Genomic DNA, 18,163 nt, shown 5'->3' with positions numbered 1-18,163 from the left:
GACCCTTTATCCTTTCTCTTGAGGTTTCGCAACAAAAGACAAAACCCCTTGCTCTCCGTCCAGAGTCACCACGGCTCCCACAGGAAGGGCTGCGTTGGGGCCGTCGTGGCCAAAGGGTAGGTCGGCGACAATGGGACAAGGGAGATCCGAAAGGCGATCGCGTAACATTTCCTCCACCGTCCAAGTCTCAGGATTTCCCTCACAGCGACTAAACCGCCCCAAAGCAAGCCCCCCCAATGCCTCCAGTCGCCCACTCAGTCGCCACTGGGTTAACATTCGGTCGAGACGATAGGGAGCTTCAGCCACATCTTCTAGGGCTAAAATCACCCCCGCTAAGTTGGGTTCTAGGGGTGTACAAAGAAGATGAGTCGCGACGGTTAAATTAGCAGGTAGGAGGCGACCTGTCACCGTTCCCCCTTGCCATGCCTGCCCCTGCAACGGAGCTAAAGGACGACCTTCGACACAATCAAAAAGACGCTGTTTTGACCATTCCGGTTCTTGGGCTAAAGTCGTTAACACCGGACCATGTACCCCCCCTAGGCCTTGGGTGGCTAAACTCCACAAAAGACTCGTAATATCCGAAAACCCGATCAACCATTTGGGGGGCAAATCCGGCCAAGTCCAGCCTTCCAACAGACGCGCCCCCCCGTAGCCCCCCCGCGCACAGAGAACGCCCTGAGCGACCCCTTGCCAAGCGTCTAACAGGGCTTGACGGCGTTGTAGGTCTGAACCCGCCAAATAGCCGTAACGCTGCCGCCATGAGTCACAGAGGGCAATCTCATAGCCCCGGTCTTGCCAGACCTTGACCCCCGCTGCCAAGGCGCTATATTCCTTGAGAGCTCCACTGGGGGCGATAATCTCCAGGGTGTCCCCCGGTTGGAGGGGTGGGGGAAAGAGTAGGGGGGAGAACATGGGAAATCGGGCATTGGGAAGGACAGGGGTATAATAGCCCCCAGTTTCGAGTGGGGTCAATCCTTGATAATATCAGCAGGATCTGCGTTATAGTTTTGGGCAAAACGGCCGAAAAAAAACCTTGATTTACTTCGGAACAGCTAAATGTGAAGGTGTAGATCCCAACAAGACTCCAACAGGGAGCATGAGATTAAGAGGAGACAAGTCATGAAAAACGTGCGGAACGATTGTGTCTGGAACGAAGAACGGCGAGGAGTCATTCAAGGGGAGTTATTAGAACTGATTATCCAAGATGAACCCTATATTTATCCTTGGGATGTGACAGATCCAGAAGTGGACTCCTATCTTGACCATTTAGAACAAGAGTTTTCGGGATCATTGGGATTCAATGAGGAAGAATTCGCCACCCCGTCCTATGAATTCTTTGCGACGGCGGAAAAGTACTGGTTGAATTGTAGGGAAAAGGGGGCTTTGAATGACGTTAGATCGTCATTTTTGGCACAATTTGGCGATCGCATTCCTCATGATTGGTTAGATGCCATTGTGCAGCAGGCCGAAACTTTGATTCATGCTCCCCTTTCCCCCATTGACCGTTTAATTGAGTGCGTGAAACCCCTGTTAGATGAGTGGTCTAGTGAAGATTTACAAATCTTTGCCCGTCCCTTGGTCTATGCGATGCGGAGTCATTCGGCCTCCAAACCCCAAGATTCCCGGAGTTGGGAGCAGTTATCTACCATTGAACAAGCTCGTTATACTTTACAAGTGGCTCAACAGGTCTTAACGGAATTAGAAGACCACTAAACTTGCTCTTAGCTCAATCTTGACTCTAGCGCACGTTTTGCAACGATTTCACCTCAGTTTGTTTTGAAGCTCTCGTTAACCTTTCAGGTCTAACGGGAGAGAACCTTACAACAGCATTGATTCTAATTTGGGATCAGGCTGTTTTTTCTTGAACCGCGAATGAAAGACCTATGTCTCAATTACTCTCATTACTTCAGCTTGTTAGCTCCAGTTTACCTGTGGGAGCTTACAGTTATTCGGAAGGATTGGAAAGTTTAGTTGAACAGGGCATTATTACCGATGCGGGGGAGTTAGATCATTGGTTGCGTCGGGAGTTGCACTATGGGGCGATTCAGTTGGAGGGGGGGGTGATGGTGCGATCGCACTCCTGCATCCTGACCCAAGACTGGCAAGGCTTAAACCACTGGAATCAATGGCTTTCCGCCACCCGAGAAACCCAAGAATTGCGTCAACAGAGTTGGCAAATGGGAGCCTCATTGCTCAAACTATGGGCAAACCTGCAACCCGAGGGGCGCGCTATGATTGAGCAAATCGCCAATCCTTGTCATTATGCGATCGCCTTTACCCTCGCCGCCACCCTCTGCCACATTCCCCCAGAGTCCTTTCTCCTAGGATATCTGCACAGTTGGGCCACCAATATGATCAACGGGGGCGTGAAATTAATCCCCCTCGGACAAACCCAAGGTCAACAGTTACTCTTTCATCTCTCCCCCCTCCTCAACGAAATCACCGCCCAACTCTTATCCTCTTCAGAAGATGACCTAGAAACCTGTAGCGGGGGAGCCACCCTAGCCAGTATGTATCATGAAACTCAATATACTCGTCTATTTCGCAGCTAGACCATGCCTGAACGCCCTGTCATCACCCTTTCCCTCTCCACCCTCCTCACCCTACTCCTAACTGGACTTGCCCTTATTCTCCTGTGGCAACTGCGCTGGTTACTCGTCGTCCTCATGGTGGCCGTCGTCATTGCCGCCACCCTCGCCCCTGCCGTCAACACAGCCGAACGTTGGGGCCTGCCCCGGTGGTTAGCCGTCATTGGGGTCTATTTTGCCCTCCTCTCCCTTCTCGTGGGGTTTGGGGTGATTATTGGCCCCACCGTTGCCGAACAAATTCAGCGCCTCCTGCGCAAACTTCCCGCTTATCTAGAAGTTCTCGCCAATGTATTAGAAAATCTCAGTATTCGCTGGGGTCTGACCGAACCCGACACCTGGGCTTACCTCGAAAGCTTATTTAATCTCCAATCCCTCACCACTTGGGGACTACGCACCTCCCGGGATCTCTTGGTGCGTTCCTACAGTTTAACCCGAGGCCTCGTGGGCGGCGTGTTAAGCACCCTTTTGGCCATTATCCTCTCCGGCTATATGTTGACAGGTTCAGAGAGCTTAATTCGGGGTTTGGTGCAACTTTTCCCCACCCCTTGGGATAGCCAACTGGCCGCCCAAGTGCGACCCGTCAGCCAACGCATGGGGGGCTATATTCAAGGTCGGATTCTGGTGTCCGCCATCTTAGGGGTGGCCATTAGTTTGGGCTTAAACTTCCTCGGATTATCAGAATTTGCCCTAGGATTAGGGGTAATTGCAGGGTTTACTAACCTGATTCCCTTTTTCGGTCCGGTGTTAGGGTCGATTCCGGCGTTAATTGTTGCGATCGCCCAAGGGGGATGGTTATTCCTCTGGGTGTTATTGTTGTTTGTAATTATCCAAAACATCGAAACCTATGTTTTAGATCCCCTACTGGTAGGCAATACCGTTCAAGTCCCCCCCATCTTGCAACTTTTAGCCGTTTTAGGGGGCGCCCAAGTGTTAGGGATTATCGGAGCCCTCATTGTTCCCCCCTGGGTGGCTGGGAGTTTGGTCGTCCTCGATAACTTATACATTCAACCCAAACTCAAAGCCCAAGACAGTCAAAACCTGCCCCCTGTGGATGACAGTCCCCATCCCTCCCTGCCGTTGTCGAGTTGAATTATGTTGCGTTTTTTAACTAGGTTTAGGTTTTTAACTCGGTTTAATTTGTTTACTCGGTTTAACCGAGGTGTAAGGGTTAAATCTTTAGCCCTTGCCCTTTGTTCTCTTCTCTGTTTCCTCTGTTTATCCCTTCCCCTTGTTGCTCAAACTGCCGGAAGTGAAGGCCCTCTCAAAGCCCCCATTTTAATTGATGGCGACCCCATTTTTGAAGTTAGTCGTTCTGGAGATTTTAGCGCCCAACAACGAGCGAGAGAAGCCAATGAAGTCCTAGCGAATATTGTTGAAAATATCACCCCGGATCAATCCCTGAATGTGACGATTGATGAACGGCAACAAGTCCCAGTTTTACTCATTAATGGTCGTTATTTGATCTCCGTCACCCAAGCCGATACACCTCCGGGACGTTCAGGCATTAATCAAGCCGATTTGTGGCGTAGTGTTTTACAACAGGCCTTAGAAAAAGCCAAATATCAACGCACCCCGGAATATATTCGTTATGCCCTATTGCTCTCCGGGGGTGCTTTAATTCTCGCCTTATTAGCCAGTTGGTTAGTGGGAAATTTATGGAAACGTTGGTTTCCGGTTTTGCTGGAACAATTAAATATTGAACTCAACTCAGAAGCAGACCCAAACCGTCGTCCTCGTACAGAAATAATTTCTAACATTTTACTTTCATTAATTCGGGGAGTATTAATCTTTTTTGCTGGATTTTACATTGCTTCTCTTTTCCCTCAAACCCGCAACTTAAGCCGAGAAATCCGGGATGGTTTAGTGGAAACCGTGCAAGTGAGTTTAACCTCTGGGCTTTTTCCCCTCGGAGATAATGCTTACTCCGTGCTAGATATCTTGATTCTCATTGGTTTGCTGGCCGGAGTATTGTCCTTATCTCGCCTACTGCGTCGGATTTTGCGATCGCGCATTCTCATCCTAACCGGACTCAACCGTTCCGCTCAAGAAAATATCTCCCTCATTGCTAACTACACCTTTATCTTTATTGGCACCATTGTTATCCTGCAAATTTGGGGCTTAAATCTAAACTCCTTAACCGTTTTTGCCAGTGTGTTAGGGGTGGGGATTAGTTTAGGCTTACAAGGGATTACTAAAGAATTTGTCAGTGGGATTGTGCTACTCTTTGAACGTCCCATTCAAGTCGGGGATTTTGTCGATGTTGGGGGATTAGTCGGCACCGTAGAACGGATTGGAGTTCGCAGCACTGAAATCCGCACCCTCGATAGAATCTCAATTATTTTACCCAACTCCCGTTTCCTAGAATCGGAAGTCATTAACTGGAGTCATGATAACCCCATTTCTCGCCTAAGAATTCCCCTAGGGGTAGCCTACGGTTCAGATATTAAACGGGTACGCAATGCCCTTTTAGAAGCCGCAAAAGATCATCCTGATATTCTTTCTATTCCCAGTCCTGTGGTATTTTTTACGGGGTTTGGCGATAGTGCTTTAGATTTTACCTTATTGGTCTGGATTGCCCATCCTCCTAAACAATTCCAGATTAAAAGTGACCTTTATTTTTTAATCGAAGAACGCTTTAGACGAGAGAATATAGAGATCCCCTTTCCTCAACGAGATTTACACGTTCGTTCGGGTCAACTCCCGATTACCATCTCCCCAGAAGTGGCGGAATCTTTGCAACTCTTATCCCAAAATTTAACCCATCGGCGAGAGTCTTAATGGATTGGAGTTGACACTCCAGGGCCGAAAGAGGGAGGGGATTCTTCATTCATAGACCCAACTTGCTGTAAAGGAATCCCCAATTGCGTTAAATCCAGCGCGTAGCCCCCTGTGACTAAATAAACCGAAGTGGCCAGAGTTCCAACATAACGCAGAAGAGAACCAAGGCGATCGCACTCAAAGACCGTCTGGAGGGTGACGAACATTGTTAATCTGGAAGTCGAAGACGCAGGATTCCGCGCCAACGGTAAGCGCATTGACTTCCCCGGCTTCTTCCACGCCTATGTGGAAGGCTCCGATGCTGCCATTGAAGAGCAAGAAGTCATCCTGCCCCCCCCTGAAAGTGGGAGACAAGCCAGACTGTAAAGAATTAGACGTAGTGGGTCATGAAACCCAACCATCCCCCGTCAAACCCCCTAGGGAGATAAACAAGAATCCTCACGACGCACCTCCACCACTTGGGGGAACAATCCCCCATGAGGCATTTTCTCCCCAAGACTGACATAGGCCGCCACAATTTGCGGCGTTTCGATGACTAAAATAGCCAGAAAAGTTAACCAAAAGCAACGTTTTTTGTCACAATCTTTAGGGTTGTTCGACATTGTTGTATCCTCAAAGTATAGTTAAAAAACATTTATCGAGCCGTTGTTGTCTGCCAACAATAACGGCTTTTGCTTCAATCCTCACAGACCTGCACCAACAGGACAATAGTATCCACCATTGCCACCACAAAAACCCGATCTCCCGGACAGAGAACCTCCCCTTTCCGTGCAGGACGAACCGGATAACTCACCCCATGCCAGAGCGCCCGTTCTTCAGTTTGCATCTTGGCAAAACGACTGCAACGACAGACCGCTTGAGGAAGATCCGACCGTTGTTTTTTTCGGAATAGCCACCACATCATAACCTCCAATAGAATAGTAGAAAGCCAAGAGCTAAAAAGCAAGCCAGATAAGAGTTTAAGCTTCGTTCTTCTCTTTGCTTTCTTACATCTTAACCCAAATTAAAGAGGAAAATAAGGTGTAATCTTTTCCGAAGTAGCTAATAGATTCGGAAAAAAATATCCGGTCATCGGAAAAATTTTTCCGATCCCCCACCTCCCAATCCTGTAGGTTAGGCACAGGAAAAGCGCAACCCAACACCCCTCACCACTCCCCACTCCAGTAGGTTGGGTGAAGCGAAGCGCAACCCAACACCCCCGGCAAATGTTGGGTTACACTTCGTTCCACCCAACCTACAAATTTTAAAGCGCAACCCAACCCCCCCCGGCAAATGTTGGGTTACACTTCGTTCCACCCAACCTACAAATTTTATGGATTTTATACATTTTGCCTAAAACCAGCATGGTACAATCAGTTAGTACCCGAATGGCTAAAACACATCTAAGCACCGAGAGAGTTTAACCCATGAATGAAGAAGAAATTAAGCTATTGTGTAAATGGCGTAATTTATTAGATTGGATTGTTCGGCAATATGATTTAACTCGCAAACAACAAGACGCATTAGAAATTAAATTTCCTCAACCCGATTGTGTTTTAACCGCCGCAGAATTTACCCAAGAATTCGGGGATTATGAAGAGCCTGATTATGCCAATAAAACCTTAAGAGATATCTATAAACGGATTAAAGATAAGTGTAACAACACTGAAAAGAATCCTCCCTTTGAAAATTTGCCTTGGCAAAACTCAAGAGGACAACAGAGAGAACAGCAATTTCAAGCGTGGCTCAAGGGGAAACTGGAAAATCGAGACTTTAACAAATATTTGGAATCTAGAGGGTTTTTCTTAAGAACGAGTGAATCACCACATCTCACAACCCTAGATCAAGAACTGTTAGAATACCTTTTAAATGATACCCTAAAAAAATTAAACTATGACCACCAAAAAAGACCTGTTAAAGATAGTTTTGAGCCAGAAATCAATCAACGCATTAACGCTTTTATTGTTCAAGGTCAATCCCACCATGCACCTAGATGGTTAACCAATCAATTACTCTATTATGTGCCGCATCATGACAATGCTAAAAAGCATAGTATTGTCCTCAAAACACATTTTAGGTTTAATAGACTTTGTGAGGGTATTGCTTCAGGAATGGATTGTGGTGCTGAACCTCAAAACATTGTATCTGCTTTGGCTCAAAACTTAGAGACACAGAGTGTTGTTTTAGCCCTGCGTGATATTCATCAGGCAAAAAATGGCATTTTATCCTCCTTTATTAATGAAATTTGGTGTCCTTTATGGCAAAAGGTTCAAACTAATGAATCCTTGTCAACAGGTCAACATTATTTGATTTTGTTTTTAGTGGATGGGGATAGTAGTTCATCGAAATGGTCAACAGAACTTAACCCATTTATTCAAACAGATTCTCCGCGTTTATGCTCATTACCACCACTGGAAAACTTTACTCAAGGTACTATTACACTCTGGCGGGGGAGAAAAGAAAAAATTCTCAAGAACTTGTGGCAACCACCAGACCAATATCCCCAAGCCATTGATGAATTTATAAGCGAATATGACACCGAGGAGATAAAACCTAAAGGTTTTCTAGATTTTATCTATGATTCTTGTCTGCGAGAAACATTGGAATATGTTGAAAGCCGTTTATCACTATGAAATTTATCACTATGAACTCAGAACAATATCACTATACTGGCGAATACCAAGACCCCAAAAACCCCTATTTACCGGATGACGGATTGAAAAAAGCTGTTAAGCTGGCGATTTATTTACAACGCCCTCTCTTGTTACAAGGGGAACCGGGATGTGGTAAAACGAAGCTGGCCAGCGCCTTAGCTTATGAGTTAGGACAACGCTTGAACTGTTCCCCTTATCCTTACTTTCCTTGGTCGATTAAGTCCACCAGTCAGGCTAAAGAAGGACTGTATTTTTATGATTCGGTGGGACGGTTACGGGATGCGCAGTTAGTCAGCAATAATGGTTATGAAAAGTATTTAAAACCGGAAGAAATTCGGGCGTTGTTTGACCGATTGACTGACCCGGAAGAGTATATCAAATTGGGCGCATTGGGCAAGGCGTTTGAGGTGGAAAATTATCGCCCTGTTGTCTTGATTGATGAAATTGACAAGGCGGATATTGATTTCCCTAATGATTTATTACGGGAGTTGGAAGAGAAACAATTTACGGTGCCGGAATTGGGAGGGAGGGAGTATGTCGCGCAACAGTCCCCGATTATCTTGATTACCAGTAACCGAGAAAAAGATTTACCGGATGCTTTTTTGCGGCGCTGTATTTTTTATTATATTGACTTTCCCGACGAAAGCCGCTTAATTGAGATTGTTCAAGCCCATTATCCTGATGTCCTTGAGAATCAAGACTTACAAGTTGTTGTTGAGGCGGCGGTGGCGGAGTTTCTGAAGGTGCGAGGGACGGGAACAAGACGGAAGGATGGCAAACAGGCCAGCACGAGCGAGTTATTGGATTTCGTGGGAGAATTGAAACAACATCCTAAAGAAAGTGCCTTGGAGATGATTAAAAACCTTGTGCAAAATGTCCCTGTATTGGGAACATTATTGAAAACCAAAGAAGACCAAGACTATTATCAACAGCAACAAAAGCAACAGCAACAAAACCGTGATTCCTAACGCTCCTTCTTTATTTGGCTTATATTTAGCGATGCGTCCCGTTTTGGCTTTGACGCTTGACCAGTATTTTTTACTTGAAGAAGCATGGCGGGGAGGGTTTGGACGGGAGAGTTTAGAGGATTTACAGGAGGTCTGTCAGATGCTTTGGTTAAAGGGAGTTAAACCGGAGCAACGGCAGCCGTTTGAGTGTGCTTTTCAGGGCTATTTTGAGCAATTTTTCCAGTCTGAGCCATCCTCAGAACTTCCCCCGGAAAAACCCCTTTCCTCGTCTCAGAAACAGGACAGGACAGCCCCATCCTCTCCTTCTTCTCGGCCTCCTTCTGGTGATTCAGTCTGGGTGGGGGAGGGGGTGAAACAGGTGGCTGTTGCTGTGCGCACTCCCCTTTCCTTGCAGACACAGGAGATAGGGGGAGATGGGCGATTTTCCTTGGGAGTCCGGGATTTTCCGGTGACTCAACGGCAAATTCAGCAGCGTTGGCGGTTGTTGCGTCGTCCTTTGGGGGAGGGGGTAGGACAGGAGGTAGATATTGAGGCAACGGTGCAACGGATATGTGAGCAGGGGTTTTTCTTGGAACCTGTGTTCCGGCCGCAACGTCGGAATCAGGTGGAGGTGGTGCTGTTGGTGGATGTGTCTAATTCGATGATTCCTTTTGAACCGTTGACGGAGTTGTTACAGGAGACGTTAGCGGGGGAGGGTTTTCAGGGGATAAGGGTTTATTATTTCCGCAATTGTCCCCCTTCAGATTGGTTATTTTTGCATCCTCGCCGTCCCGATACTCAGTCTATGCAGGAGATTTACAGCCAGTTTCATCCTCAGCGCACGGTTGTATTTTGGGTGAGTGATGGGGGGGCGGCGAGGGGTGGCATAAATCGAGAACGGGTTTTTTTAACGATACAGTTTCAGGAAGAGTTGCGCCAGAGGGTGCGGGGGGTGGGGTGGTTGAATCCGGTGCCGGAGGAGCGTTGGCCGGGGACAACGGCGGGGATTTTGGGGCAAATGTTACCGATGTTTGAGTTAACCCCATCTGGGATTAAGGGAATCCTACAAGTTTGGCGCAGCAGTTTGTAGTCTTGTAGGAGTCTTGTAGGTTGGGTGGAGCGATAGCGCAACCCAACATTTACCGTAGGGTGTCGGGTTTTTGGGGTGGTATGGGGTTTTATCGGGGGTGTTGGGTTTTTGGGGTGGTATGGGGTTTTATCGGGTGGGTGTTGGGGTTTTGAGGTGGTATGGGGTTTTATCGGGTGGGTGTTGGGGTTTTGGGGTGGTATGGGGTTTTATCGGGGGAGGTGTTGGGTTGCGCTGTCGCTTCACCCAACCTACGGGATTGGGGTTTTATCGGGGAGGTGTTGGGTTGCGCTGTCGCTTCACCCAACCTACGGGATTGGGGTTTTATCGGGGAGGTGTTGGGTTGCGCTGTCGCTTCACCCAACCTACGGGATTGGGGTTTTATCGGGGGGGTGTTGGGTTGCGCTGTCGCTTCACCCAACCTACGGGATTGGGGTTTTATCGGGGGGGTGTTGGGTTGCGCTGTCGCTTCACCCAACCTACGGGATTGGGGTTTTATCGGGGGGGGTGTTGGGTTGCGCTGTCGCTTCACCCAACCTACGGGATTGGGGTTTTATCGGGGGGGTGTTGGGTTGCGCTGTCGCTTCACCCAACCTACGGGATTGGGGTTTTGGGTTATTCGTGGCCAATGTCTGGGGTTAATTTTGGGACTTGGTTTGCACCCCAATCTAAGGTATAAGCACCGTCTTTTAGATAATGATGGAAACTTGAATATTGCCAATCTTTCGGCGCGTTGACTAATCCATGCTTGACTGGATTATAGTGAATATAATCCACATGATGAATAAAATCGGTTTCGTCTCTAATTTGGTGTTCCCAAAAGCGATGTTGCCAGATGCTTTTTTCCCTTTTTTTCTGACGGGAGATTGAGGAGATGTTATGATATTGGGGGGGACAATGGCGGCTAAAGGAGCTTTTGATTCGTTGCCAGCGTCGGGAAAAATCGGCATCGTCTGGGGGTAATGTCCAGATACAATGAAGATGGTCGGGGAGAATTGAGATAGCATCTAAGGTAAAGGGGTATGGTTGTTTAACTTGTCTAAAGGTTTGTCGAAGTAATTTGATTAATTTTGGATCGTTAAATAAGGGTTGACGTTCATAGGTGACAACGGTAAAAAAGTAGGTAGCTCCGGGTACTTTGGATCGGCGGTATTGCATAGTTCAGTCTGGTTTTTTGTGATCATGGATATAATTGCTAATTATGTAGGTTGGGTGGAGCGAAGCGCAACCCAACATTAAATGCCTCTCGTAGTCTTGTAGGTTGGGTGGAGCGATAGCGCAACCCAACATTTACCGTAGGGTGTCGGTTTTTTGGGGTGGTATGGGGTTTTATCGGGGGTGTTGGGTTGTTGGGGTGATATGGGGTTTTATCGGGTTTTTGAGGTGGTATGGGTTTTATCAGGGGTGGGTGTTGGGTTGTTGGGGTGGTATCGGGTTTTATTGGGGGTGTTGGGTTTTTGGGGTTTTATCGAATTGTGTCGGGTTTTTGAGGTGGTATGGGTTTTATCAGGGGGGGGTGTTGGGTTGCGCTATCGCTCCACCCAACCTACGGGAGGGAGGGGAGGGAGGGGAGGGAAAAAATAAAAAAAGGCGCTTCGCGCCGGAAGAGGGAAAGAGGGAAAAAGGGTAGAGGGTTAAGGCGTTCTGGGGACGACAACACGAAAACCGATGTCGATGCCCTCGTAGTCGCGGGTGATGATGCCGCGAGAGGCAGAACGGCAGCTCTTCGGGGAGTCGTACCAACAACCACCACGCAGCAGCTTACTTAATGTTGATTTTTTATTCAACATACTTTGCAACCACTCCTGATGGGTTTGAGAATGATTATCATTATCTATCCACGCTCTCCCATCACTTGGCGCACCTTCATAATTGTTATGCCAATCATCTAAACACCACTCATACAGATTCCCGTGTAGATCATATAATCCAAAGGCGTTGGGGGGAAAACTCCCCACGGGGGTAGTTTCTTCACGATATTCACCTTTCGGTTCATCGGCAAAGGTGTAATTCCCATCATAGTTTGCTAATGCTGTGGTTATGGTTTCCCCGAAATAAAAGGGAGTTGTAGTTCCGGCACGACAGGCATATTCCCATTCGGCCTCGCTGGGCAGTCGGTAGTCTTTCCCGGTCAACTGAGTTAATCTGGCACAGAATTCTATCGCGTCCTTCCAAGAAACCTGTTCCACAGGTCGATTATCCCCTTTAAAGCCAGATGGATTAGGGTCTAACTTTTGTGTAATGGGTGGGACTTGTGTCACCACTGCCCGCCATTGGGCTTGGGTGATGGGGGTTTTTCCCATGAAGAAGGGGGCTACAGTCACAGAATGTTGAGGGTGTTCGCCCTTATTTCCTTCTCCTTCTGGCGACCCCATGAGGAAGGTTCCGCCCGGTATGGCCATCATCTCTAATTCCACACTGTCTCCTAATTGCTCTCGATACAATGGGGCGCTTTTCTTTTCTCGCTGGATGATTTCTCCCCGGCGGTTCACTTGGACAATTTCAAAGGTGACGGTTTCTAGGAGGATGGGCAGTTGGAAGGAGACTCCGGCAATTTCTACGGTTTCTCCGGGGCGACCTAGGGGTTGAATGAGTTGCTGGGCGGTGGTGGTGTCGCCTTGGGCTTGGGCTTCATAGGCTCTGGATAGGTCTAGGAGGGGCTGAAATCCGGCTTCTAAGAGGGGGTCTAGTTCGCTGTAGGTTTCGAGGAGGTTGGTGATTTTTAGCCACTCTTGGGGTGGGGTCTGGGTGAGGGCGTTTTTTAGGGTCTGGGCGATGGTTTGGGTGGCTTGGTTGGGTTGGGTATAGGCTAGGGCGGTCCAGTGGGGGGCGGCTCCGAGGTCTTGGGCGATGCGCTCATTGCTGGGTAGGGTGGCGCGGATATAAACCACCATGAAGTCGGAGAGGGTGTGGAGTCGTTCTGCACCCCATTGGGTTTTGAGGTCTTGGAGGAGTTGGTGTCGGAGGGGGGTGGGCATTTCGTAGAGGCGGTGTCCTACGGGGTCACAAAGGGTTAGGAGGATGTCGGCAACGTTTATCCAAGGACTTTCGGGGACGAAGTTCTCCCGCAGGCAGTAGAGGAGTTCTGGGGTGAGGGCGAGGGGAAAGGCGGCGTGGCAGGCGAGGGTGTGGGCGAGTTGACCGTGGCGTTGGGTGAAGGTTTGGAGGGTGGACATGGGGGATTAGGGGTTGGGAGTTGGGAGTTGGGTGTCGGGAGTCGGGTGTCGGGAATCGGGAGTCGGGAGTCGGGAGTCGGGAGTCGGGAATTGGGAATCGGGAGTCGGGAGTCGGGAGTCGGGAGTCGGTGTAGGGGCGCAATGCTTGCGCCCTAGGGAGTCGGGAGTCGGGAGTCCGGGAACTCTCCCCCCCTGTTCCCTGTTCCCTGTTCCCTAAAATAAAAGAGTTTTGGCTATTTACTAGCCACTATTCCCCTGCTCCCCCTCTCCCCCTCTCCCCCTCCCCCTCTCCCCCCCTGTTCCCTAATAAAGGAATCCCCAATTGGGTTAAGTCCAGCGCGTAGCCTCCTGTGACTAAATAAACCGAAGTGGCCAGAGTTCCAACATAACGCAGGAGGGAACCAAGGCGATCGCGAAATTGTCGCCCCAGAGGATACACCGGAACCAATCCCCAGCCCGTCTCTTCTCCTACCAAAATCACCACCCCCGGCAAAGTCGGCAAGAGTTCTAATAAATCCCTCACCTTCCCTTGCCATTCCTCCTCAGACCACTCCAAACCATTGGCGACCCAAGTTCCCAAGGCATCCACTAAAAAACAATCCTCGGCCTGATTTTGGGCTAATGTCGCCGTTAAGTCCTCCGGCACCCATAAGGTCTTCCAATCCGGGGGGCGACGGGCTTGGTGTTTTTCAATCCTCGCCTGCCATTCGGAATCCTCGGGATTTAACCGTGCTGTGGCCAGATAAGATACCCGTTTCCCCGATTGCATCGCCAAAGATTCCGCCCACTCGCTTTTCCCAGAACGGGCTGGACCAGTCACTAAAATGATAGTCGGAGAATGGATCATCTTGAATCGTGAACAATTTAAGGGAAAACCGTACAATAGTGGGAACAGAAACAGCCCGTCTTGTTTTTCCCCCTTGTTTTCAGTATTCTACTCCCAGTAGCCAAAGAGCGGAGCATGAGACCAGAACTGCAACGAATCGAAAGCACCTTAGAACAGTTGGAGCAACTCGCCCGTCAACAAGAGTATGGGGTGGCTGTAAAAGAGCGTCATCTGAAGGAGCGTAAACCGGCTCCGGCTCCAGCTTATCCGGTGGCTGCACCTGCCCCCCAGCGTCCGGCGGCCGCTCTCCAAGTTCCCCCCGCCCCCCCACCCCGCGCTGTTTCCCTCCCCCAAAGGGTCAGAACGGTAGCCCCTGCGCCGAGTGCGGTTCCGACGCTGCCGGAATTAAAGTCTCTACAACTCAGTAACCATCGGCACAGTGTCAACCCGGCTTTAGCCACTAATTTATTGAAAGAGATTGAAGAAATTGTAGTGGGTTGGCAACGGGAGCTAAAACAAATCTTAGTGCAGATCCAAGACCTGTATCTCGAAGGCCCCATTGTAGATGGTTGGCTGGAGTCTCATCACGGACAAGATGGCCTGTCTAGTCCTAGTTCCGACTTGGGGCTCCGTCCCGGTTATCGTCTCTGTGGGCTGGATGAAAAGGGGCGTTTGTGGACAAAACCCTGTCCGGCGGATCAGGTGGCTAGTGTCAGTATGGCGATCGCACGTTATCAAAAACTCCGCCAACTGCTCAAGAAAAAACAATCCCTCGAAAACCGTCTGAGTAGTCTAGCGGAAACCCTCGTCATTGTTCACAGTAGCCTAAAAGATCATTAATCCTCCCCCCCACATTGTCCCCTACCCCTAACTCGGATGGTTGATTCCCTACCCATTTCCGCCATTATCTGCACCCACAACCGCGATCAATACTTGGGCGCTGCCATAGACAGCCTCCTTGCCCAAGACACCCCCAGCTACGAGGTGATTGTGATAGATAACGCCTCCAGCGATCGCACCAAAGAAGTCACCGAAGCCCGCTTACCCCATCCCCAGCTTCAGTACATCTACGAGCCTCAAGTGGGGTTATCCGTTGCCCGCAATACTGGCGCAAGAGTCGCCCAAGGCGAAATTCTCGCCTACCTAGATGATGATGCCGTAGCCACTCCGGGCTGGTTAAGCTCCCTCCTAGAAGCCTTTCAAGCCAACGAAAAACTGGCCATTGCGGGCGGAAAAGTTACCCTGCTCTGGCCCCCCGGAGTCACCAGTCCCCCCCCTTGGCTCTCTGACGGCCTCGCAGGCAACCTCGGCGCCTACGACCTTGGTCCGGAGATTACCCCCATCACCAACCCCATTTATACCCCTCGCGGTCTAAATTACGCCATTCGGCGCAGCTTTTTAGAGCAAATCGGCGGTTTTGACCCCAAATTAGGACGAGTGGGCAAAAATCTACTGTCTAATGAAGAATTACAAATGACCGAACTGGCGCTAGAACAAGGTTGGCAAGTCGCTTATTTACCCGCCGCCCTCGTCGCCCATAACGTTACCCCTGACCGCCTCCAACGGACTTGGTTCATGCGTCGGGGCTGGTGGCAAGGGGTGAGCGAGGCCTATCGGGAACAACTGGCCGGCCGGGCGGGACTCGTCCAATTTTCCCGGGGAGGAGAACGTATTGTGCGCGGTCTTTATAAATCTCTTAAATACTTTCGAGATCCGGCCATCCGCTTTGATAATCTAGTGTATGCCTATGGTCAGATTGGGTATCTTAAAACAGCCGTGGCCGGACTGCTCTTTCCCAACTCGTTCAAATCCTAATATCCTATTACCCCCGCTCTAACATGACTTCTAAGGTAGACAAAATCCCCGTCTCTGTACTGATTCCCGCCAAAAACGAAGAACGCAACCTCCCCGCTTGTCTCGAAAGCTTGACCCGGGCGGACGAAGTGTTTATGGTGGATTCTCAAAGTGGCGATCGCTCCGTAGAAATTGCCGAAAGTTACGGCGCCCAAGTCTTTCAATTTCACTTTAACGGTCGTTGGCCCAAGAAAAAGAACTGGGGCCTAGAAAACCTCCCCTTCCGCAATGATTGGGTTCTCATCGTAGACTGCGACGAACGCATCACCCCCGAACTCTGGGACGAAATCGCCGAACGCATCCAAGACCCTGACTATGACGGCTATTTCCTCAACCGGAAAGTCTTTTTCCTTGGCAAATGGATTCGCCACGGGGGGAAATATCCCGACTGGAATATGCGTCTGTTTCGGCACAAAAAAGGACGTTACGAAAACCTGAAAACCGAAAACATCCGCAACACCGGAGACAACGAAGTTCACGAACACGTGATCATCGACGGGAAAACCGGATACCTGAAAGAAGATATGCTGCACATCGACTTTCGGGATATCTACGAATGGTTAGCCCGCCATAATCGTTACTCCAACTGGGAAGCCCAAGTCTATTACAACATCCTGACCGGAAAAATGGACGGGGACAATATTGGAGCCAATCTGTTTGGGGATGCCGTCCAACGGAAACGCTACCTGAAAAAAATCTGGGTGCGTTTACCCTTTAAACCCTTCGTGCGTTTCATTTTGTTTTATATTCTGCGTTTAGGCTTTTTAGATGGCACTCCCGGTTATATTTACGGTCGTTTACTCAGTCAATATGAATATCAAATTGGGGTCAAGCTGTATGAATTGCGCAAGTTTGGCGGCAGTTTGAACGTGGATGTACAACATCCCCCCTCTAATACCCCCTCTAATCCTCCCTCTGTCCCCCAAACGGTTACAGAACAACAATGAGTCATTCCCCCAAACCAGACCCCATTTTAGGCAGTGAACCCTTTGTAGATTTACGCCATTATGACCAGTCTAATTTTGAACGGGGAAAATCCGGGCTGTGGATTTTATTCTGGTGGTTAGTACAGGCTGTTACGTTTCCCCTGACTCCCCATAATTTAAGTGGTCTACGTTGCGCCATTTTGCGCCTTTTTGGGGCGAAAATCGGCAAAGGGGTATTAATCCGCCCCACCGCCCGCTTTACCTACCCTTGGAAGGTGGAAATCGGGGATTATACTTGGGTGGGGGATGATGTGGTGTTTTATAGTTTGGATCGGATTGTGGTAGGTCGTCAGTGTGTCATTTCTCAGAAATGTTATCTCTGCACCGGGAGTCATGACATCACAACCCCTCGGTTTACCCTCGAAACAGCCCCCATTTTCATTGGCAATGGGGCATGGGTGGCGACGGATTGTTTTGTGGCTCCGGGGGTGAAAATTGGCGCAAATGCGGTGATTGGCGCAAGGAGTAGCGTCTTTGGCAATATCCCCGAGGAGCAGGTGGCCTGGGGGAGTCCTTGTAAGCCCCATTATGCCCGAAAAATGATCGCCAGTCGTTTGTAGTTGCGCTTCAGCGCACTGGATTAAGGCGCGAGACGCTCGCGCCGCCATTCCCCCCCTTCGAGACGATACCAGAGACGGTCATGAAGACGACTAGGGCGACCTTGCCAGAATTCGATGGTGTGGGGGATGACGCGATACCCTCCCCAGTGGGGGGGGCGTGGAACGACTTGCTCCTGATATTGCTGTTGGAGTGCCTCTAAACGCTGTTCTAAGATGTCTCGATGGGGAATCACCTGACTTTGTTCAGAGGCCCAAGCCCCCAGTTGAGAGTTGAGGGGACGACTCCAAAAATATTGATCCGATTCTTCAGGAGAAACTTGTTCCACTCGCCCCTCAATGCGCACTTGTCGCTCTAATTCAGCCCACCAAAAGACCAGGGCGGCTTGGGGATTTTGGCTGAGTTGTTGCCCTTTGTGGCTGGTGTAGTTGGTGAAAAAAACAAAGCCTTGTTCATCTAGGGCTTTTAATAACACCATGCGGGCAAAAGGTTGACCCTCGGGGCTGGCGGTGGCTAGGGTCATGGCGTTGGGTTCTGGTAGTTGGGCGGCGATCGCCTGCTCTAACCACAATTTAAACTGCTCAAAGGGATGAGCGGCCGCTTCCTGTTCCTGTAATCCCCCTTGGGTGTAGTTTTGGCGTAAATCAGCAATGGATAAAGTCATCCTCTCGCTCCCGTCCTCGTGACATCCTCCCGACACCGACCCTACGGGTACGGTGCGGGCTTCCCC

The 18,163-nt window shown here is 49.5% G+C and carries 21 protein-coding genes and 1 pseudogene; 14 read left to right on the top strand and 8 right to left on the bottom strand.

Translation table 11 applies throughout. The annotated features are described in order from the left end of the window. Positions 1 to 6: 6 nt before the first annotated feature. Entirely contained in the window at positions 7 to 912 is a 906-nt protein-coding gene (locus SPI9445_RS0119360) for a S66 peptidase family protein (RefSeq protein WP_026079941.1), read from the bottom strand. Positions 913 to 1,119: 207 nt separating this feature from the next. Between SPI9445_RS0119360 and SPI9445_RS0119355 the strand changes: the two genes are divergently transcribed. From SPI9445_RS0119355 to SPI9445_RS0119340, 4 genes are all read left to right on the top strand, one after another. Next, the gene (locus SPI9445_RS0119355) at positions 1,120 to 1,713 is read left to right on the top strand and encodes a hypothetical protein (RefSeq protein ID WP_017306436.1); all 594 of its coding nucleotides are present in this window, start codon (positions 1,120 to 1,122) and stop codon (positions 1,711 to 1,713) included. Positions 1,714 to 1,883: 170 nt separating this feature from the next. Continuing rightward, positions 1,884 to 2,552: an urease accessory protein UreF gene (locus tag SPI9445_RS0119350; protein ID WP_017306435.1), complete on the top strand. Its 669-nt coding sequence runs from the start codon at positions 1,884 to 1,886 to the stop codon at positions 2,550 to 2,552. Positions 2,553 to 2,555: 3 nt separating this feature from the next. Further along, entirely contained in the window at positions 2,556 to 3,677 is a 1,122-nt protein-coding gene (locus tag SPI9445_RS0119345; protein WP_017306434.1) for an AI-2E family transporter, read from the top strand. Positions 3,678 to 3,680: 3 nt separating this feature from the next. Further along, on the top strand, positions 3,681 to 5,366 hold the full coding sequence (locus tag SPI9445_RS0119340) for a mechanosensitive ion channel family protein (RefSeq protein WP_017306433.1): 1,686 nt from the start codon (positions 3,681 to 3,683) through the stop codon (positions 5,364 to 5,366). On the opposite strand, the gene SPI9445_RS31480 is transcribed toward SPI9445_RS0119340, so the two are convergent. Further along, the gene (locus tag SPI9445_RS31480) at positions 5,363 to 5,572 is read right to left on the bottom strand and encodes a hypothetical protein (protein ID WP_083883565.1); all 210 of its coding nucleotides are present in this window, start codon (positions 5,570 to 5,572) and stop codon (positions 5,363 to 5,365) included. The genes SPI9445_RS0119340 and SPI9445_RS31480 overlap by 4 nt on opposite strands. Position 5,573: 1 nt before the next feature. Here SPI9445_RS31480 and SPI9445_RS28875 point away from each other — a divergent pair. After that, a pseudogene (locus SPI9445_RS28875) lies at positions 5,574 to 5,766 on the top strand (hypothetical protein); the annotation flags it as partial. 16 nt (positions 5,767 to 5,782) lie between these two features. Here the strand turns inward: SPI9445_RS28875 and SPI9445_RS0119330 are convergent. Together SPI9445_RS0119330 and SPI9445_RS0119325 are read right to left on the bottom strand one after the other, a co-directional pair. After that, a complete protein-coding gene (locus tag SPI9445_RS0119330) occupies positions 5,783 to 5,968 on the bottom strand; it encodes a hypothetical protein (RefSeq protein ID WP_017306432.1) in 186 nt (61 codons plus the stop codon). Positions 5,969 to 6,042: 74 nt separating this feature from the next. Continuing rightward, positions 6,043 to 6,270 (bottom strand): hypothetical protein, encoded by a 228-nt coding sequence (locus tag SPI9445_RS0119325; protein ID WP_164674564.1) that lies wholly within the window; start codon positions 6,268 to 6,270, stop codon positions 6,043 to 6,045. A 502-nt stretch (positions 6,271 to 6,772) separates the two neighbouring features. On the opposite strand from SPI9445_RS0119325, the gene SPI9445_RS0119315 reads away from it, so the two are divergent. The 4 genes from SPI9445_RS0119315 to SPI9445_RS0119300 all read left to right on the top strand — a co-directional run bounded on the left by SPI9445_RS0119315 (position 6,773) and on the right by SPI9445_RS0119300 (position 10,712). Further along, the gene (locus SPI9445_RS0119315) at positions 6,773 to 7,978 is read left to right on the top strand and encodes a hypothetical protein (protein ID WP_017306429.1); all 1,206 of its coding nucleotides are present in this window, start codon (positions 6,773 to 6,775) and stop codon (positions 7,976 to 7,978) included. Then, positions 7,975 to 8,967: an AAA family ATPase gene (locus tag SPI9445_RS0119310; RefSeq protein WP_017306428.1), complete on the top strand. Its 993-nt coding sequence runs from the start codon at positions 7,975 to 7,977 to the stop codon at positions 8,965 to 8,967. The genes SPI9445_RS0119315 and SPI9445_RS0119310 overlap by 4 nt, the downstream gene beginning before the upstream one ends. Beyond that, entirely contained in the window at positions 8,957 to 10,036 is a 1,080-nt protein-coding gene (locus SPI9445_RS27810) for a hypothetical protein (RefSeq protein WP_017306427.1), read from the top strand. Before SPI9445_RS0119310 ends, SPI9445_RS27810 begins: the two co-directional genes overlap by 11 nt. A 70-nt stretch (positions 10,037 to 10,106) precedes the next feature. Continuing rightward, on the top strand, positions 10,107 to 10,712 hold the full coding sequence (locus SPI9445_RS0119300) for a hypothetical protein (RefSeq protein ID WP_164674563.1): 606 nt from the start codon (positions 10,107 to 10,109) through the stop codon (positions 10,710 to 10,712). On the opposite strand, the gene SPI9445_RS28870 is transcribed toward SPI9445_RS0119300, so the two are convergent. Next, on the bottom strand, positions 10,649 to 11,191 hold the full coding sequence (locus SPI9445_RS28870) for an REP-associated tyrosine transposase (protein ID WP_071525315.1): 543 nt from the start codon (positions 11,189 to 11,191) through the stop codon (positions 10,649 to 10,651). The two genes, SPI9445_RS0119300 and SPI9445_RS28870, sit on opposite strands and share 64 nt — an antisense overlap. Positions 11,192 to 11,667: 476 nt before the next feature. Then, positions 11,668 to 13,209 (bottom strand): formylglycine-generating enzyme family protein, encoded by a 1,542-nt coding sequence (locus SPI9445_RS0119285; protein WP_017306423.1) that lies wholly within the window; start codon positions 13,207 to 13,209, stop codon positions 11,668 to 11,670. Positions 13,210 to 13,222: 13 nt separating this feature from the next. Between SPI9445_RS0119285 and SPI9445_RS30770 the strand changes: the two genes are divergently transcribed. Further along, positions 13,223 to 13,426 (top strand): hypothetical protein, encoded by a 204-nt coding sequence (locus SPI9445_RS30770; protein WP_164674562.1) that lies wholly within the window; start codon positions 13,223 to 13,225, stop codon positions 13,424 to 13,426. Between the two features lie 30 nt (positions 13,427 to 13,456). On the opposite strand, the gene cobU is transcribed toward SPI9445_RS30770, so the two are convergent. Next, positions 13,457 to 14,056 carry a bifunctional adenosylcobinamide kinase/adenosylcobinamide-phosphate guanylyltransferase gene (gene cobU / locus SPI9445_RS0119280; protein WP_017306422.1) on the bottom strand — a complete coding sequence of 200 codons (600 nt, stop codon included), beginning with the start codon at positions 14,054 to 14,056 and terminating at the stop codon, positions 13,457 to 13,459. A gap of 114 nt (positions 14,057 to 14,170) precedes the next feature. Here cobU and SPI9445_RS0119275 point away from each other — a divergent pair, with 114 nt between their 5' ends. The 4 genes from SPI9445_RS0119275 to hpsU are packed head-to-tail and all read left to right on the top strand — an operon-like array spanning position 14,171 to position 17,435. Beyond that, positions 14,171 to 14,875, top strand: a complete 705-nt coding sequence (locus SPI9445_RS0119275; protein WP_017306421.1) for a hypothetical protein — start codon at positions 14,171 to 14,173, stop codon at positions 14,873 to 14,875. A gap of 36 nt (positions 14,876 to 14,911) precedes the next feature. Further along, on the top strand, positions 14,912 to 15,850 hold the full coding sequence (locus SPI9445_RS0119270) for a glycosyltransferase family 2 protein (protein WP_017306420.1): 939 nt from the start codon (positions 14,912 to 14,914) through the stop codon (positions 15,848 to 15,850). A gap of 23 nt (positions 15,851 to 15,873) precedes the next feature. Then, positions 15,874 to 16,836, top strand: coding sequence for a glycosyltransferase family 2 protein (locus SPI9445_RS0119265; RefSeq protein WP_017306419.1), 963 nt, complete (start codon positions 15,874 to 15,876; stop codon positions 16,834 to 16,836). After that, positions 16,833 to 17,435, top strand: coding sequence for a hormogonium polysaccharide biosynthesis acetyltransferase HpsU (gene hpsU / locus SPI9445_RS0119260; protein ID WP_017306418.1), 603 nt, complete (start codon positions 16,833 to 16,835; stop codon positions 17,433 to 17,435). Before SPI9445_RS0119265 ends, hpsU begins: the two co-directional genes overlap by 4 nt. Before the next feature lie 20 nt (positions 17,436 to 17,455). Here the strand turns inward: hpsU and pdxH are convergent, their stop codons facing one another. Continuing rightward, a complete protein-coding gene (gene pdxH / locus SPI9445_RS0119255) occupies positions 17,456 to 18,097 on the bottom strand; it encodes a pyridoxamine 5'-phosphate oxidase (RefSeq protein ID WP_017306417.1) in 642 nt (213 codons plus the stop codon). Positions 18,098 to 18,163 lie beyond the last annotated feature (66 nt).

The sequence above is a fragment of the Spirulina subsalsa PCC 9445 genome, from assembly GCF_000314005.1.
GTDB lineage: Bacteria > Cyanobacteriota > Cyanobacteriia > Cyanobacteriales > Spirulinaceae > Spirulina_A > Spirulina_A subsalsa.
Note: the sequence above shows the minus strand (reverse complement) of the source record. Positions and strands in the feature narration are given on the sequence as shown.